The organism is Actinoplanes sp. NPDC051494 (assembly GCF_044454705.1).
Classification (GTDB): domain Bacteria; phylum Actinomycetota; class Actinomycetes; order Mycobacteriales; family Micromonosporaceae; genus Actinoplanes.
This window is the reverse complement of the sequence record NZ_JBITDZ010000007.1, coordinates 42,516-59,163: the sequence shown is the minus strand read 5'-3', so window position 1 is coordinate 59,163 and position 16,648 is coordinate 42,516. Positions and strand designations below refer to the sequence as shown.

The 16,648-nt window shown below is 70.1% G+C and carries 12 protein-coding genes; 6 read left to right on the top strand and 6 right to left on the bottom strand.

Annotated elements, in window-relative coordinates:
- Window positions 1–11 precede the first annotated feature (11 nt).
- Window positions 12–1,121 (bottom strand): PucR family transcriptional regulator, encoded by a 1,110-nt coding sequence (locus tag ACIA6A_RS23790; protein ID WP_396100028.1) that lies wholly within the window; start codon window positions 1,119–1,121, stop codon window positions 12–14.
- A gap of 83 nt (window positions 1,122–1,204) precedes the next feature.
- Between ACIA6A_RS23790 and ACIA6A_RS23785 the strand changes: the two genes are divergently transcribed.
- The gene (locus tag ACIA6A_RS23785) at window positions 1,205–2,863 is read left to right on the top strand and encodes an FAD-binding dehydrogenase (RefSeq protein WP_396100027.1); all 1,659 of its coding nucleotides are present in this window, start codon (window positions 1,205–1,207) and stop codon (window positions 2,861–2,863) included.
- A gap of 5 nt (window positions 2,864–2,868) precedes the next feature.
- Here ACIA6A_RS23785 and ACIA6A_RS23780 read toward each other — a convergent pair whose 3' ends face one another.
- From ACIA6A_RS23780 to ACIA6A_RS23760, 5 genes are all read right to left on the bottom strand, one after another.
- Window positions 2,869–3,486: a hypothetical protein gene (locus ACIA6A_RS23780; protein ID WP_396100026.1), complete on the bottom strand. Its 618-nt coding sequence runs from the start codon at window positions 3,484–3,486 to the stop codon at window positions 2,869–2,871.
- Window positions 3,487–3,563: 77 nt separating this feature from the next.
- A complete protein-coding gene (locus ACIA6A_RS23775; RefSeq protein ID WP_396100025.1) occupies window positions 3,564–5,705 on the bottom strand; it encodes an ArnT family glycosyltransferase in 2,142 nt (713 codons plus the stop codon).
- A 69-nt stretch (window positions 5,706–5,774) separates the two neighbouring features.
- Window positions 5,775–6,758 carry a zinc-binding dehydrogenase gene (locus tag ACIA6A_RS23770; RefSeq protein ID WP_396100024.1) on the bottom strand — a complete coding sequence of 328 codons (984 nt, stop codon included), beginning with the start codon at window positions 6,756–6,758 and terminating at the stop codon, window positions 5,775–5,777.
- Between the two features lie 25 nt (window positions 6,759–6,783).
- Window positions 6,784–8,025, bottom strand: coding sequence for an SUKH-3 domain-containing protein (locus ACIA6A_RS23765; RefSeq protein WP_396100023.1), 1,242 nt, complete (start codon window positions 8,023–8,025; stop codon window positions 6,784–6,786).
- A 29-nt stretch (window positions 8,026–8,054) separates the two neighbouring features.
- Window positions 8,055–9,287, bottom strand: a complete 1,233-nt coding sequence (locus tag ACIA6A_RS23760) for an SUKH-3 domain-containing protein (RefSeq protein WP_396100022.1) — start codon at window positions 9,285–9,287, stop codon at window positions 8,055–8,057.
- A gap of 109 nt (window positions 9,288–9,396) precedes the next feature.
- On the opposite strand from ACIA6A_RS23760, the gene ACIA6A_RS23755 reads away from it, so the two are divergent.
- Genes ACIA6A_RS23755 through ACIA6A_RS23735 form a run of 5 tightly spaced genes read left to right on the top strand, consistent with a single transcriptional unit; the run spans window position 9,397 to window position 16,647 of the window.
- The gene (locus ACIA6A_RS23755) at window positions 9,397–9,822 is read left to right on the top strand and encodes a YbaB/EbfC family nucleoid-associated protein (RefSeq protein WP_396100021.1); all 426 of its coding nucleotides are present in this window, start codon (window positions 9,397–9,399) and stop codon (window positions 9,820–9,822) included.
- Window positions 9,815–10,150 (top strand): hypothetical protein, encoded by a 336-nt coding sequence (locus ACIA6A_RS23750; RefSeq protein WP_396100020.1) that lies wholly within the window; start codon window positions 9,815–9,817, stop codon window positions 10,148–10,150. Before ACIA6A_RS23755 ends, ACIA6A_RS23750 begins: the two co-directional genes overlap by 8 nt.
- 4 nt (window positions 10,151–10,154) lie before the next feature.
- Window positions 10,155–15,494: a toxin glutamine deamidase domain-containing protein gene (locus ACIA6A_RS23745; protein WP_396100019.1), complete on the top strand. Its 5,340-nt coding sequence runs from the start codon at window positions 10,155–10,157 to the stop codon at window positions 15,492–15,494.
- A gap of 11 nt (window positions 15,495–15,505) precedes the next feature.
- Window positions 15,506–15,898 carry a hypothetical protein gene (locus ACIA6A_RS23740; protein ID WP_396100018.1) on the top strand — a complete coding sequence of 131 codons (393 nt, stop codon included), beginning with the start codon at window positions 15,506–15,508 and terminating at the stop codon, window positions 15,896–15,898.
- A complete protein-coding gene (locus ACIA6A_RS23735; RefSeq protein ID WP_396100017.1) occupies window positions 15,895–16,647 on the top strand; it encodes a hypothetical protein in 753 nt (250 codons plus the stop codon). Before ACIA6A_RS23740 ends, ACIA6A_RS23735 begins: the two co-directional genes overlap by 4 nt.
- Window position 16,648 lies beyond the last annotated feature (1 nt).

The window sequence follows — 16,648 nt, the reverse complement described above, 5'->3', positions numbered from 1 at the left end:
ATCCGGCGACGTTATCGGGCCGACGGCCCGGGTGCCATCCGATTCAGCCGGTGGTGCAGGGCGAGCTGGAGGTGCAGGCGGGTGTCCGGGTCGTCGAGGGCGGCGCCGGCCACCTGGCGGATCTTGCGCATCCGGTAGCGGACGGTCTGCGGGTGCGCGTGCAGGGCTTCCGCCGTGGCCACCACCTGCCCCTGGGCGCGGAGCCAGGCGTGCAGCGTCTCCAGCTCCGGGCGGCGCAACGCTTCCAGGGGTTTCAGCCAGCCGGCCGCATACCGGTCCATGAGGCCCGGTTCCCACGCCGTGACCAGGTCGAAGAGCCGGTCCTCGCAGCGCAGCAACCCGGTGCCCGGCAGGATCCGCAGCGCGTGGCTGGACAGGCGGTAGGACTCGCGGGCGGCGGCCAGCGGCACGGCCGGGCCCAGGGCGGCCCGGCGGCCGGCGAGGACCGCTTCGAGGTGGACGAGGCGCCCGGGGGTCTGCGGGGCGGGCACCACCATCCGGGTCGCGTCGTCGATGACCGCGGCGATGGTGCCGTGCCCGGCGGTCCGGGCGAGGTGGGCGCCGTCGGTCCCGTCGACGCTGAGCACCGCGACGGTGGCGGGCAGCGGCCAGCGCGCGGCGTCCGCGGCGGCCTGCAGCACCGCGCCGCCGGGCGGGTCGGGCTGCACCAGCAGGGTGATCAGCCGGCGCCGGGTGGTGTCCCAGTCCCGGCCGTGTTCCTCCTGCTCGGCCAGGTAACCCTCGGCCGCGGCCCCGGCGAGGGTGTCGACGAAACCGAACAGCGCGGACGCCAGCGCGTACAGGATCTCGGGTCTGAGATCTTGTCCGACGAGGAACGCCCAGAGGTCACGGCCGCCGACGGTGAGGATCGCGCGCAGAGCGTCGACGCGGTGTCCCTCGCGGAACTCGGTGCGGCCGAGCCGGACGAAGACCGCGCGGTGCGGTGCCATGTCGTGGTCCGGGTCGGTGACGGTGCGCACGAACGCGTCGACGGCGGTCTCGACGCCGAGAGTGAGGCCGCGGCCCTGCCCGCCGGTGAGGGAGCGGCCCTGGGCGCTCATCTCGGCGCGGACGGTGCGCAGCAGGCGGGCGTTGATCTGCGGTCGCAGCTCGGCGATCATTTGTCATCCCGGTGCTAAGGCCGTGGCATTTTTGTGACGTGCGGGAGGATCATTTTGGCACTGCGGTGCCTATTTTGGAGACCGTGGACGCAGATGTGATCGTTGTGGGTGCGGGGCTGGCCGGGCTGGCCGCGACCGCGGAGCTGACCGATGCCGGGCGTACGGTGCTGCTGCTCGACCAGGAGCCGGAGCAGAGCCTCGGTGGCCAGGCGTTCTGGGCGTTCGGCGGCCTGTTCATGGTCGACACGCCCGAGCAGCGCCGGATGGGCATCAAGGACTCCTTCGATCTGGCCTGGCAGGACTGGCTGGGCAGCGCCGCGTTCGACCGCCCCGAGGACGAATGGCCCCGCAGGTGGGCCGAGGCCTACGTGCACTTCGCCGCCGGCGAGATGCGCGGCTGGCTGCATGAGCAGGGACACCGCTCGTTCCCGCTGGTCGGCTGGCCCGAGCGCGGCGGTGCGGCCGCCGACGGCCACGGCAACTCCGTGCCCCGCTTCCACATCACCTGGGGGACCGGGCCGGGCGTGGTGGCACCCTTCGAGCGACGGGTGCGCGCCGCGGCCGAGCGGGGTCTCGTCACGTTCGGGTTCCGGCACCGGGTCGACGACCTGGTCGTGACCGCCGGCACGGTCACCGGGGTGCGCGGCACGGTCTTCGAGGCCAGCGACGTGCGGCGCGGCGCCCCCAGTTCACGGACCGCGATCACCGATTTCGCGTACGAGGCCCCGGTCGTGATCGTGACCTCCGGCGGCATCGGTGGCAACCAGGACCTGGTCCGGGCGGCCTGGCCGGCCCGGCTCGGCACCCCGCCGAGGACCATGGTCACCGGCGTTCCGGCACACGTGGACGGCCGGATGCTGGGCATCACCGAACGCGCCGGCGGCCGGATCATCAACCCGGACCGGATGTGGCACTACACCGAGGGCCTGCGCAACTGGGACCCGATCTGGCCCGACCACGGCATCCGCATCCTGCCCGGCCCGTCGTCGCTGTGGCTGGACGCGACCGGCCGCCGCCTGCCCGCGCCGCTGTTCCCCGGCTTCGACACCCTGGGCACCCTGAAACACCTGATGGGTACGGGCCACGAGTACAGCTGGTTCGTCCTCACCCAGAAGATCATCGAGAAGGAGTTCGCGCTCTCGGGCTCCGAGCAGAACCCGGACCTGACCGGCAAGAGCGTGCGCCAGGTCCTCGGCCGGATCCGCCCCGGGGCCACCCCGCCGGTCGAGGCGTTCAAGCAGCACGGCGAGGACTTCGTGGTCGCGGCCACCCTGCCGGAGCTGGTCGAGGGCATGAACAAGCTGGCCGCCGCGTCCGGTGGGCCGGCGCTGGACCTGACGTCGGTCCGCGGCATCATCGAGGCCCGCGACCGCGAGGTCGACAACCCGTTCGGCAAGGACGCCCAGATGACGGCGATCCGCGGAGCCCGGCACTACCGCGGCGACAAGATCGTCCGGGTGGCGGCCCCGCACCGCCTGCTCGACCCGGCGGCCGGCCCGCTGATCGCGGTCCGGCTCAACATCCTCACCCGCAAGACCCTCGGCGGCCTGCAGACCGACCTCGACGCCCGCGTCCTGCGAGCCGACGGCACCCCGCTGCCGGGCGTCTACGCGGCGGGCGAGGCAGCCGGTTTCGGCGGCGGCGGCATGCACGGCTACAACTCCCTGGAAGGAACGTTCCTGGGCGGCTGCATCTTCTCCGGCCGCACCGCCGGCCGCGCGGCAGCCGCGGCCCTGGCCTGAGGCTGTCAGTAGTGCAGCTCGCGACCGTCGAGCCCGGGTGACGGGGGTCGCGGGAACAGTGACGTCACCAGCATGGTGAGTCCGAGCAGCAGGAACGTCGCCAGCAGCGCCGATTCCGCCCGCTTCCAGTCGGTGTCCTCGCCCCAGATGGCGGGGACGTCCGCCGGGAGTGCGCCGGCCCGCGGCGCCGCTGCGACGCCCGCCCACGCCACAGCGGTGCCGGTCCGCCCGCCGTGGGCCTCGCCGGCAACTCTGATCCGGGCCACGTCGACGTTCATCTCGACGTTCGCCGGCTCGCGGCCGGCCACGGTCACGAGCGCCGCCTCCACGAGCTGGGAACCGGCGTCGCCCTCGGTGAGTTCGGCCGGCCAGCCGTAACCGTCGGTGCGGGCGTCGACCACACCGGCGGTCACCGTGAGCAGGGCCAGCCCGCCGAGTGCGGTCCAGCGCGACCATCGTGGCCCGGACCCCGGGAGCGCCGGGCTCATCCAGGCCACGGCGAGCAGGGCGGCGATCGCGGCGGTGCCGGCCCAGGGGATCAGCCGGCGGTCCAGGAACAGTCCGGCGACCTGCAGGCCCGCGGTGGTCAGGAAGACGCACGCGATCCGGTCCAAGGCGGGCACCTCGTGATGATAGCCGCGCTCAGGCGGAAAACGGCCCGCATCCGTCGCTCGGATGCGGGCCGCCGTGCGCCGGTCGGTCAGCTGGTGGCGGTCAGGTCGTAGACCGTGCTGCTGCCGATCGTGGTGGACGGGTAGTTCTCGGAGACCCAGGTGGCGATCTGCGAGGCCTCGGTGGTCCCGCTGTCCTGACCGCCGCCACCGCCCATGCCGCCGCCGGAGATGTAGTAGGTGATCTGCCCGGCCGCGACGTAGGCCTTGAACTCCGCCAGGGTGGGGGAGGGGTCGCTGCCGTTCCAGCCGCCGAGCGCGATGACCGCGGTGCCGCTGGCGAGCTCCAGGTCCGCCGCGGACGTGGCCCCGCTGACCGCCGCCGACCACGTCGTCGTGGTCGCCTTCAGCGCTGCGGTCATCTCGGCGCTGGTGCTCTGCCCACCCATCCCGCCGCCCGTCCGGCCCCCGCCGCCCTGCGTGCCGCTTTCCGCGGTGGTGCCGTCCTGCGTGCCGCCTTCCGCGGTGGTGCCGTCCTGTGTGGTGGTGCCGTCCGGTGTGGTGGTGCTGTCCGGGGCGGTGGGGGCACCATCCTGCGTACCCGTCGCGGTGTCGTCCTGCGATGTGCCGCCGGGGCGCTGACCGCCCGGACCACCGGTGCCGCCGCCCGGGCCGCCCATGCCCCCGCCGCCACCCATGCCACTCCGGGTGACCCCCGCCGGGCCGCTCGTCGGGATGCTGCCGGTGTGCGCCTCACCCACCGTGGCCGTCGCCCAGGCCGCGCTGCCCGCGCCGGCCGACAGCACCCCCGCCAGCACCGCGACCACCGCGACCTTGCGCAGCCGCAGCGTGCGGTGGCCGCCGTGGCGGGCCGCGTCGCCGGGCCGGGCCGTGACCGCCAGGACCAGCGCCGCGAGAACGCCGACAGCGAGGGCGGCCCAGCGCAGCACCGGGAGCCAGTCGCTGCGGCCGAGCAGCACCCACGCCCAGACCGCGGTGCCGGCGACCATCGCGGCCAGGGTGAGCCGGGCCGCGAGCGTGCCCCGGTACAGCCACATGATCCGTCCGCTGACCGCGACCAGCGCCGCGATGCCCGGGGCGAGCGCGACCGTGTAGTACGGGTGGATCGTGCCGCTCATGTACGAGAACGTGACGCCGGTGACCAGCACCCAGCCGCCCCAGAGCAGGGCCGCGGCCCGGGCCCGGTCGGTGCGCGGCGCCTTCCACGTCGCGGCGAGGACCGCGACCATACCGAGCAGGGCGGCCGGCAGCAGCCAGGAGATCTCCAGGCCCATCGACGACCCGAACAGCCGGCCGATACCGGTGGCGCCGCCGAAGCTCGTGTTCTGACCGCCGCCCCCGCCGCCCCCGCCGCCGCCGTTGCCGGACCCGCCGAGGATCCGGCCCAGACCGTTGTAGCCCAGTGCGAGTTCCCACAGCGTGTTGTTGGTGGACCCGGCGATGTAGGGCCGCGACGACGCCGGCCACAGTGACACCAGCGCGATGTACCAGCCGGCCGACACGGTCATGGCGAGCCCGGCGACCAGCAGGTCCCGGATCCGCTTGCCGAGCCCGGTCGGCGCGGCGACGAGGTAGACCAGGGCGAACGCGGGCAGCACCAGGAACGCCTGCATCATCTTCGTCAGGAACCCGAAACCGAGCAGGGTGCCGGTCAGGGCCAGCCACTTCCACGACGCCGTCTCCACCGCGCGGACCGTCGCGTACGCACCGGCGGTCATCAGCAGCACCAGCAGCGCGTCCGGGTTGTCGTAGCGGAACATCAGCACCGCGACCGGGGTGAGCGCGAGAGCGGTACCGGCCAGCAGCCCCGCGACCGGGCCGAACCAGCGCTTGACCGCCGCGTACACCAGGGCGACCGAGGCGACGCCCATGAGCGCCTGCGGGGCGAGGATCGCCCAGCTGTTCACGCCGAAGATGCGCGCCGACAGCCCCATCACCCACATCGCCGCGGGCGGTTTGTCCACCGTGATGGCGTTGCCGGCGTCGAGCGAGCCGAACAGCCACGCCTTCCAGCTCTGCGCACCGGCCTGGGCCGCCGCCGCATAGAAGCTGTTCCCCCAGCCGGAGGCGGACAGGTTCCACAGGTAGAGCACGGCGGTGCCGAGGAGCAGGACACCGAGCGCGACCTTCTCCCAGCCGGGTCCGCGGCGCCGGTGCTGCGGCGGCGCCGCGTCGGGGGTGGTGGCCGGACGGTCCATCAACGTCGTCATGCCACCACCGTCGTGACCACGGCTACGGGAGCTCTGTGTTCGTTCTGTGCGCCGTCTGTGAGGCCTGGATCACTCCCGCGGGTCGATATGGATCTTCGGCCCGGTTCCCCACCCCGGCAGGCGCTGCCCGGAGAGCACCGTCGCGGCGTCGGCCAGACCCACGGTCGCGGCGACCAGCGGCCGCGGATCGACCGCCCCGGACGCGTACAGCTTGATCGTCCCGGCCAGCCCGCCCGACCCGCTGAGCACCCCGGTGGCGGTGACATCCTTGAGCACCAGCGCCCGGCTGTCGACCGGGCTCGGATGCGCGGCGATCCCGATGAACACGACCCGCCCGCCCGGTTCGACCAGATCGACCGCCCGAGCCGGCACACCCGTACCCGTGGAGGCGTCGATCACCGCGTCCCACCGCAGGTCAGGAAGGTCATCGGCGGTCCAGACGCGGTCGCTCCCGTGCTCACCCAGCAGATGCACCTCGGCCCCCTGAGCCTCCGCGATCATCGCGGCCAGCAACCCGATCGTCCCCGGCCCTGCCACCAGCACCCGCTGCCCCGGGGCCAGATCGGCGGCCCGCACCGCCCGCAGGGCGTTGGCCCCGGGCTCCACCAGCGCCCCCAGCGTCGCGTCGACACTGTCCGGAAGCACAAAGAGCGACCGCACGGGTACGGCCATGAGCTGCGCGAGAGCCCCCGGAAACCCGTTCCGGATCCCGATCTCGAACCGGTCCGCACACAGATGCTGACGCCCGCCCAGACATCGTGCACAGTGCCCGCAGCCGAGCATCGTGTCCCCGGTGACCCGCTTCCCGACCCACCCGGGATCAACCCCCACCCCCACGGAGGCCACCGTCCCGCACCACTCATGCCCGATCCGGACCGGGTACGCGGCCTGCCCGGTATGCAGATACGTCATGTGCCCCGAATAGAACTCGGCATCGGTGCCGCACACCCCGGCCCGCTCCACCGCCACCACAACATCCCCGGGCCCGGCAACCGGCTCCCCGACATCCTGCACAGCAGCGGCCCCAGGCCCGGTGATCACAAACGCACGCATGCCCCCATCAAACACGCCCCCGCCCTCACCAGGTCCCGTCGTCCCGCACCCGAGGCGTGAACCCACCGGTCAGCAACGTGATCAACGCCTGGTCGAAGGTCTCAGCGATGAACCATTCCCCACCCTGGTCCAGCGCGAACACCCGGCCCCGCTCGTCGACGGTGAGAAAAGAGGTCTCGGCCTCGGCGCCGATCGGGAACAGCCGTGCTCCGATGACCTGGCCGAATTCGTACAACACGTCCGCGCTGTGCATAGCGTCCCGTGGGTCGATGGTGAAATACCGGATCCGTTGATCAATGCCTGGGCCGCAGCGGCCGGCGGTCAGCAACGTGATGGATTCCAGGGCAGCGGACGCTGCGGGGAAGCCCTCGTGACGATGTTCTTTGCCCTCGACCGCGACGATGTCAGCGGTCATGACCGCGACCATGCCGGCGGCGACGTTGGGCTTCCGCTGCGGCCGCCAGTGAGCGTCGAGGAGAGCGGAGGCGATGTCGTCGGGGAACCGGTCGGGCACCGGGTTGGGCTGGGCCGGCGGGATCCGCTCGAAAAGCGCTCCGGTCGCGGCCCGCGGGATCAGACTCAGTTGGGTGAGCACCTCGATGCAGGTCTCGCACGGTGTGACGGGCCGGCCGCCGAGCGGGTCGCCGGGTTCGCGGATCTGGAACGTCTCGAGGTGGGCGGTGCCCAGCAGTTCGCGGGCCTGGTCGACGGTCAGCGGTGCGAGTCCTTCAGCGGCCCGGGTGTGATCGGCTTCGTGCAGTGCGTCGGAGGTCACGAGGATCTCGGCGTGGCGTTCGGCGCCTCGTACTTTATGGCCGTGCGCGATGGCGGCGAGTCGGTCGGCGATCAGGGGGTGATAACTGAATTCCTGGTCGCCCTTGGCGCCGCGGGCGATGATGAGTCGTCCGTTGAGGGTGATGTGGGCGGCGGTGTTCGGCGTGGAGCGGCGGTGCGCGTTGCGGCGTAGCTCGACCTCGGCGTCGGCGGTCTTGGGTGGGCCGACGATGGTGTCGCGGTGTTCGCGGTACATCCGGTGGACCTCGGCGTTCGGTACCCGGGGCCAGTACGACAGTCGGCCGGTCTCCCGGTCGATGACGGTGGTGCCGCCGTCGGGGGCCGCCCCAGGTTGCCGTTCGACCGGGTTGCTGGCCACCACGAATCCGAGGTCGAACTCGTCGACCACGGGCACGTGCTCGACGCCGCGCCGGACCGACTCGCCGTGGGCCCAGCCTGCGGCGATGTCCTCGGCGTCGGCGCGGGTGATCATTCGAACTCCTTCGGGTACGGGATGAGGGCCTACCAGGTGCCGTCGTCGCGGATGCGGTGGGTGCGGCTGCCGAGCAGCAATGCGGTCATAGCCTCGTCCATGGTGTCGGCGATGAACCACTCGCCACCCTGGTCGAGTGCGAAGACCCGGCCGTGCTCGTCGATCGCGAGCACCGATTCGGAGAAGCCCTCGGCGCCGATCGGGAACAAACGGGCGCCGATCATGGTGCCGAGCTCGTGCAGCGCGTCCGCGTGATGGTCCACCGAGGTGTCGATGCCGATGAAGTACCACCGGACCCGCTCGGCGATGCCGGGGCTCCACCGGTCCGGGCTGACCCCGCCGAACTCGGCGAGCGCCGCGAGCGCCGCGGGGAACGCCGTCAGCCGGTGCTCCCGGCCGGGCACCGACTCGGCCCGCTGCACCAGGGCCGCGGCGTCCGGCCCTGGCCTCGTTCTCCAGCCGCCCCCGGCCAGTTCCCAGGCCACCTCCGGCGGGAAGCGACCGGGCTGGGGGTCCGTACCGGAATCGAGCTTTTTGACCTGGCTCATGATCCGTTGTTTCCACGGCACCAGGGCAATGTTGATCAGGGCGTCGTTGCAGGACGGGCAGGGCTCGGCACGCTTGCCACCCAGGACGTCACCGGGTTCGCGGATGTGGAACGTCTCGAAGCGGGCCGTCAGCATCAGCTTGCGGGCCTCCGCCAGGCTCAGCGGTGGCTGCTCCTGCTCGGCGCGGATCCGGTCGGTCTCGTGCAGGACGTCGGAGAGCACCAGCAGTTCGGCGTGCCGTTCCGCGCCGCGGACCAGGTGGCCGGCCGGGACGTCCGCCAGCCAGGCCGCCACCAACGGGTGGTGGTTCAGGTCCTGGTCGCCCTTGGCGCCGCGGGCGATGTACAGCTTGCCGCCGAGGGTGATGTGCGCCGCGACCGAAGGACTGGCCCGGCGGTGGGCGTTTCGTTTGAGTTCCACCTCGGCGTCGGACGTGCGGGGTGGGTCGACCACGGCCGCGCGCCGCTGCCGGTAGAGCTCCTCGAGCGCTTCGGCCGGCACGTTGGGCCAGTGGGACAGCCGGCCGGTCTCGCGGTCGATCACCGTGGTCGCGTCCTCGCCCGGGACGGTCAGCGTGGTCTCGGGCAGTCGCATCCACACCGCGAAGCCGAGGTCGAACTCCTCCACGACCGGGCGGCATTCGTACCCCCGGCGCAGTGTCTCGCGGTGGGCCCAGCCCACGGCGATGTCGTCCGCCGTCGCCCGCGTGATCATGTCTGGCCGCCCCCTCTTGCCTTGAGCTGCCGAAGTTACCGGACAACGCCGCATCGAGGTGCCCGGTAGTCTCCAGCAGGCGAACAAGGGGTTCCGGGGGAGGACGACCGTGCCGCATTCGGCTGACCGCGACGCGAATCACGCGCTTCGAGCGCGCTTCGATGACGTGCGCGCGCAATATGACCGGCTTCGCTCGGGTATGGACGAGTTGCAGCAGCGGTTGGCGAGTATGGCCGTTACGGTCGAATCGCCCGATGGCCTCGTCCGTGCGACCGTCGGGCCGCGCGGACAGCTCATCGACCTCAAGCTCGACCGCGGCATCTACCGTGAGGGCGACCAGGACAAACTGGCGCGCACGATCCTCGCCACCGTCGAGAAAGCGGTCGCCCGGACCACCGACGAGGTGCAGGAAATCATGAAGGAGTACATGCCGGCGGATTCCGCGGCGGCCGGGTTCCTGCGCGACGGGGACTTCGGCAAGCTGCTCGCCCGGCAGGACCGCATCATGCGCGAGGAGGACGATCGGGATGCCTGACGGTGGCGAGCTGTACCTCGACCCGCAACGGGCCATCGCCGGCGGGCGCGACCTCGCCGCGGCCGGCAAGGACCTCGTCGACCGGCGCAACGGCATCGGCGCGGACATCATCGCCGCGAGCAGCCAGAAGCCGTGGGGCATGGACGACATCGGTGCCGCCTTCGACCAGCAGTACGCCCCCATGGAGGCCAAGCTGATGGAGGCCTGGCTGAGGATCGCCGAGTACGTGGAGGGCCTGGGCGAAGCGGCTGTCGCCTCGGTCAACGACAACCTGCACGCCGACGCGGAAGCCTCCACCCGCGTGATCGACGCGTACAAGAAGCACTGACCGTATGACGATCCTGCCGAGCCCCATCCCGCACCCCTTCGACTTCTCCCCGTGGGATCTGCCCGACTGGGCGTACACGGCGCTCGAATGGGCTGTCGGTTTCGACTGGCCCGAAGGCAATGAAAAAACCACGTGGGACATTGCCGACCAGTGGTACGAGATCACGTCCACACTCGCCGGCCCCCGCGACGAGTCCTACGCGGCCGCCGCCGAGGTCATCGGCGCGTACGGTGGCTCGGGCGTCACCATCGACGCGTTCGCCGCGGCCTGGGACAAGATCTCGCAGGGTACGGACGCCCCGCTCAACTCGTTGCTGGAGTTCGCCGACGAGATGGGCAAGATGGTCGAGAGCTGCGGCTGCGACATCGAAGGCGCCAAGATCGAGGCCTGGATCGAACTCGGCCTGTTCGTCATCGAACTGATCGGCCTCGCGGTGACCGTCGCGCTCACCCTCGGCGCGGCCTCCCCGGCGGCCGGCGGCCTGATCGCCGCGACCCGGTACGCCATCCAGCAGATCTTCAAGCGACTGCTCGCCCAGCTCAGCAAGAAGGCGCTCAAGGCCACCCTGAAGGAAGCCGGCAAGCGCGCCGCCAAGCAGCTCACCACCAAGGCCGGCCTGCGCAAACTCGGCAAGGAAGCACTCGAGGAAGGCTTCGACGAGGCCCGTGAGGAATTCGCGACCAACCTCGGCATCCAGGCCTACCAGAACACGACCGGCCGCCGCGACGGCATCGACGGCAGCGACCTCGCCTGGTCGACCGCCGCGGGAGCGGCCGGCGGCGCGGCGGCGAGCGGCGCCCACATCGGCGCGGGCCACGGCAACAACAGCCTGCTCCGCGGCGCGGCCGCCGAGGTCCTCGGCGAATTCGGCGGCGCGGCGGCCACCGGAAACCTCCCGACCAGCTTCGAGAGCGTCGCGAAGTCAGCGGTCTCGGGAGCAAGCGGCTCTGCCATCAGCGGCGCGCGGGGAGACTTCAGCAACCTCGACCTGAGCAGCCTGGACGGCGGCGTCCCGACCCTGCCGTCCGGCCTGTCCGGTGATGTCCGCCTGCCCTCGTCGGCCGCAGACCCGGTCGTCTCACCGGCCGGTGACTACGCGGGCGGGGGATCGAGCCCCGCCTCGTCGAGCCCGGCTTCGTCGTCCCCGGCCTCGCCGGTCAGCTATGCCTCGGGCAATGACTCTCCGACGTCATCCCCGTCCGCGTCCGCCCCGGCATCGTCTTTGCCCGCATCTTCCGCCGCGTCGCATTCGGCGGCCTCGCCGGCGGCACCCGCTTCCACGCCGGTCTCGCATACTGCTGCTTCCGCGGTGAGCACAGCGTCCGCCCCTGCCGTCGGCATCGCCACGGATGCCGGCCCTGTGCAAGTCAACGCGACCGTGGCGTCCGACGGCGGTGTGTCTGCGGCTACGGACCCGATTGCCCACGCAACCCCATCGGACACGGGTGTGAGCCTGTCATCCATCGCCCCGCCGATGGACGCACCCGCCGGACACGTCGACACCGGCCCGGCGCCTGCGTCATCGCCACTGTCGACCTCGACGCCGTCCTCACCCGGATCGGTGACGACGAACCCCACAACGGCCACTCCTTCGGCGGGTCCCGCTGGTTCACTGCCTAACAGTCCGCTGAATGCCAGCCCTCTCGCTGGGGGCCCAATGATCAGCGGACCGTTGCCCTCACCAGCGAATTCTTCGCCGTCGTTGTCGACGGTCAACTCACCGCAAAATCTCACCACCAACCCCACTACTGGTGGACCGCAGTCTCCCGGCGGCCCATTGACCAATCCTGCTGGTACGCCCCCAAACACGTCCACTACAGGTGCTGCCCCTAACGGGGGCGTACGGCCGGATCTGACCCCTCGTAGCAGTGCCCCGCTGGTCATCGCGCCGCTGTCGTCTCCGGGACCTTCCGCAACGTCACCCCGGGACGTCGCTCCGATCCGGACGAACCCGTCCTCGATCACTGCCCCAGCAAATCCGGCTCCACCCGGGAATCCTTCCGTTCCGTCCTCTCCGTCCTCAGCACCGCCCGCGAACCAGTCGCCGCCAGTACGACCGGCCTCTCCCGCCGATACACCGCTTACGAACCCCCGCGCCGACGGTGTGCGACCCGACCCGTCGGGACCGTTCATCGGCACTGCGCCTCCAGGTGCGCCCGGCGCTCCGGGTCAGAATGGCCGTACCCCACAACAGGACCTCGCGGAGCGGCAGTATTTCGACGCTTCGGCAAATACCCAGCTGACGGTCTATCCCGATGCGCTGAACGCCGAACGTAAACGACTTGACTCGGCTCTTTACCAGAACCGCTACGACCAAGGTGTCGCCCTCAGTTCCAGAAACTACGCGGTTCAAGTCGGGGATCTGGTCACTGCACGAGACCAGCAGCAGGAGCTGGACGAACTCCGCCAAACGGCGGGGAAACTTCAGCAAGATCGTCAAAATGTCGAGAACCCGAACAGTGGCTATGAATTTCGACTGACCGCACAGGATCATACAAGGGCGAATGCCGACCTCGGGCAACTCGCGGCTGGGCCGGTGCAAACCACCGAACGGTCCGCGCTCACCGGCAACGGTCATCCGCCGTCTGCTGCGTCGCTGCGTAACTATTATCACGAGGGCGGATTGCGTCCACCGTTAAGTCAGCATCAGGTCGACCTGGAGCTTGCGATGCCCCGGGACGCGAACGGCGACCCGATGCGTGCCGTGGACCCGCGTACCGGCGGGTATCGGCACCTCATCAACGACGGTGGTCCAACGGCTGATCCCACGCGTGGTAACAACTGCCTGGACTGTTCATTGTCATTCTTCGATACATATGTGCATGGTCGGCCACGCGTTGCGGCGCCCCGAACGTTCGACTCGTACGTGGTCGGCCACCCGACCATCCAGATGAACGGTGAGGCCGAAGGGCCCAGGCGTGCCGAACTGGCAATGAACAGCTGGCATACCGAGATCACCCCATGGGTCGGCAACAAGGCCGTGGCGCAGGCCAAGGCTGAGGTCGACCAGGGCTTCAACGCGTTGCACCAGACGTTGCTCAACGGGGGCCCGGGTTCGTGCGCGGTGGTCATCACCTACTGGGAGGGCGGTGGGGGTCACGCCTGGAACGCGGTCAACCACAACGGCACGATCCTCTACCTGGACACGCAGACGAACCAGTTGGTTGATTCGAGCCAGCCAGCCCAGGGTGCCGTCAGAACCCTTTACGGCCACCACGGAGTATCCCAGGACAACAACGTCGTTCAGCTCGCCGCCATCATGGTCGACGGCCAAGGCAACCCGATGTTCGTCCCTAACACCAACCTGGTCCAGGGCAGCCTCCGAGCAACGCACCCTGTGGTTGTGCCACAGCCGCCCGTGCAGCCCGTCGTGCAGACGCAGATTAATCAGCAGCCGCCACCGGGACCTCCGCACATGCCCCCGGTCCAGCAGAGTCAGCCGGTCCAGCCTATCTCCGACGATGTGAGCTTGAGTTTCACAGAGCCGACCGTGGAGAGGCCGGCGCCGTTGTCTGATCTGGACCGGCTCTCGGTGCTCGATCCTCAGCCGCGGGACCAGGCTGACCGGATCCGGATGGCGCTGGCCCCCGATGCGCCGGCGCCCGATCCTGGGCCGAGCACCAAACCGGACGCGGGGGCACGGGAGGTTGCCGAGGCCGAGGCACGGGCCACCTATCAGTACGCGCTCAACCAGCAACGGGCTGAGTTTGCCGAGAATCATCGGCAGGAGCTGGGGCGGGATCTGCGGCGGGAGTCGGTACGCGAGGAGGAGGTTGCCGAGAACCTTTCCCGCCAGGCCTCCCTCGCGTTCGGCGACGGGCAGGACGCCAATGGTGAGCGCTACCGGGCGTTGTCCGATGTGGCGCTGGAGGCTTCGGCGGACCTCCGGGATCAGGCGATCGCGGTGGAGCGGGGCACCGCGCCGGTCGGGGATGTCGAGGTTGATGGGCCGGAGTGGCATCGGGTCAATGAGGATCCGGGTGATCTTGCGCCCGGGCCGGTGGAGACCGATGATCGCTCGGCGCTGACCGGGGATGACCGACCTCGGCCGGTCGACATGTCGCGGCGTTACAACGAGCGGGGTGGGTTACGGCCCCCGCTGGCCGTGCATCAGACCGACCTGGAGCGGGCCATGCCGCGCGACGCGGAGGGCCGGGTTCTGCGGCAGGCCGATCCCCGGGACGGGGAGTGGTTCGGGCTGATGAACGACGGTGGTCCGGAGGTTGATCCGACCCGGTCGATCAACTGCGGTGACACAGTCCTTTCACTGTACGAGACGTACGTGCACGGGCGGCCCCGGGTTTCCGCTCCTCGTACGTTCGACGGTTATCACGACGGTGACCCGGACCGGCCGATGGGCGCGGAGCGGAATGTTCTCTCGCGGATCCAGGCGACGACCGGTGGACGGTTCCAGGGGTTGTGCCCGGACGTCAGCGACCTCGACCCGCAGGATGCCCGGCAGGCAGTGCAGCTCGCCCAGCGGAACCTGCACAACCATCTGCTGAATTCCGGGCATGGTTCATTCGCGTTCGTCACCACGAGGTCCGAGGGTGGGCGGACCCACGCGTTCGCGGCGGTGAATCAGAACGGGACCATCGTCTACCTGGATCCGCAGGTCCGCCGGGTCAGCGACACCGGCCCGCTGTATTCGCACAACGGCAACGTGGACAGCGGCAACGTCACGGTCATGGACGCGCTCGTGGTCACCGGTGACGGTCAGTACTCGCCGCTGCCGTACCACGATGCCGGCCCGTTCAGCACCGCCGAGCCCGAAGGTACTCGCCGTGACCAGCGATATCGGCACAGTCATCCCGAGGAATTCCCGCGTCCGCCGGAACGCACTCCGGATTCGTTCCTGCCCGGGGGAGAGCCGGTCTATTACCGGCCCAACGCCACGGCTATCGGGTATGACGCGGCTACGATGTCGAACTTCGACCATGCGAAACCGGTGCCCGGTCATCATGATGTGGTCGTGCATGGGAAACCTGACGGGAAGTTCATACCCGGACTTGTCAGGGCGGACGGTGAAATCGGGTTCTCGAACGACACGAACGCGGGCCATATCGCCGATGCGATCCGGCACAACCCGCATTGGGACGGCGGTCCCGTGCGGCTGATCTCCTGTCATTCCGCTCGGCTGGACAAGGAGTTCTTGTTGCCCGAAGGGCTCAAGGAGTTCGAGGGTTTCAGTGCGGCGCAACGGGTCGCTGATGCGTTGGGGGTTCGGGTTCTGGCGCCGACCCAGCCGGTGGGAGTACCGAACCGGGGTGGCGATGAAAGACCAGTGATCATCTTCAAGGACGGCACCTGGGAGTCGTTCAGGCCGGGAGGCGGGAAACGATGAAGTTGGCAGGAATGTTCGCTGAGCTGGGCAAAATTCGGCCGCCGACGCCTCAGCCGAGCATCCATGACAATGTCGGGGAGGAGCCGTTGCCTGACGTGGAACAGGTCTTGGCCTACCTGCGGGCAAGCTACCAACTTATTTCCGCGATAAGTGCGGACAGGGACGTCTTCGATCCGTCTCGGACTGTTATGGGCGGTGATTCGATCATGACCGACGGCGACTGGATGTGGCGCTACGACCTTCCCTATTATGTGTCCCGTCACCATGTGACCCTGCCGGCGGAGTTCCTCGCCCTTATCCGCGAACGCGGGTACGTCGTCCCCGATGTCGATGAGGCCGACCTTCTGAAGAGCACCGATGACGCGGTCCATCTCGTCGCCTACGGTAAGCAGTTCGGTGAATGACCGAGACTGGCGAGGGGTGGGCTGAGCGGGCCGCGATGCACCGGTTGCTGCTGCGGCTGGCCGGGCGGGTTCCCGATGAGTTCGTCAGCTACACCCGGAAGGTCCTGTGCGACGGTGACTTGCTTCTGCTGTCCGGCGCGCTGAGCGCCTCACTGGCCCAGCTGGGCGTGTCGGTGACTCCGGACGAGTTTGAGCTGCTGCGTGGGCTGGCCCCTGAGGCGAAGGGCATCGAGCTGATTCCGGTCTCCGCGGAGCCGCTGCCACCGACCGGTCATGTGTTCTCTCCGGTGTCGGCAGAAGTGCTGGCCGTCTCTGCCGGGAGTGTCCCACTGCGGCTCGACCTGAGCGGTGGCAGCACGTTCGACCTGCGTGAGGTCGGGCCGGAGCTGGCGTCGCTGGCGGATCTCGCCATGGTGCTGACCGATGACACCGATCAGGAGACGGTCAACGACCTGTCGTTCGAGGGCGGGGTGGTGGCCGTGCGGCGGGCCTGGCGGTTCGCCGCGTCCGGGGCGCCCGTGGAGGCGCAGCGGGTGTTCCTCATCGAGGCTGCGCCGGGGTGGCCGGCGTGGGATCTCACCGGCAGTACCCAGGTGGTCCTGGGCGAGGAGCGCGTGCGCTACCCGCAGGTCGAGACGTACTGGAGCGGCGACGAGCTCTCCGCGTACCACAAGAGCGCGCTGGAGAACGCCGCCCTGCTGTGGACCGCTGAGGCCGCCGCCCGGCGCGAAGCCGCCGGCGGCGAGTAGC

Excerpts from the sequence above, each read along its gene's own strand:
- ACIA6A_RS23790 (WP_396100028.1), bottom strand. The coding sequence starts at position 1,121 with ATGATCGCCGAGCTGCGACCGCAGATCAACGCCCGCCTGCTGCGCACC.
- ACIA6A_RS23775 (WP_396100025.1), bottom strand. The coding sequence starts at position 5,705 with ATGACGACGTTGATGGACCGTCCGGCCACCACCCCCGACGCGGCGCCG.
- ACIA6A_RS23770 (WP_396100024.1), bottom strand. The coding sequence starts at position 6,758 with ATGCGTGCGTTTGTGATCACCGGGCCTGGGGCCGCTGCTGTGCAGGAT.
- ACIA6A_RS23765 (WP_396100023.1), bottom strand. The coding sequence starts at position 8,025 with ATGATCACCCGCGCCGACGCCGAGGACATCGCCGCAGGCTGGGCCCAC.
- ACIA6A_RS23760 (WP_396100022.1), bottom strand. The coding sequence starts at position 9,287 with ATGATCACGCGGGCGACGGCGGACGACATCGCCGTGGGCTGGGCCCAC.
- ACIA6A_RS23750 (WP_396100020.1), top strand. The coding sequence starts at position 9,815 with ATGCCTGACGGTGGCGAGCTGTACCTCGACCCGCAACGGGCCATCGCC.
- ACIA6A_RS23745 (WP_396100019.1), top strand. The coding sequence starts at position 10,155 with ATGACGATCCTGCCGAGCCCCATCCCGCACCCCTTCGACTTCTCCCCG.
- ACIA6A_RS23740 (WP_396100018.1), top strand. The coding sequence starts at position 15,506 with ATGTTCGCTGAGCTGGGCAAAATTCGGCCGCCGACGCCTCAGCCGAGC.
- ACIA6A_RS23735 (WP_396100017.1), top strand. The coding sequence starts at position 15,895 with ATGACCGAGACTGGCGAGGGGTGGGCTGAGCGGGCCGCGATGCACCGG.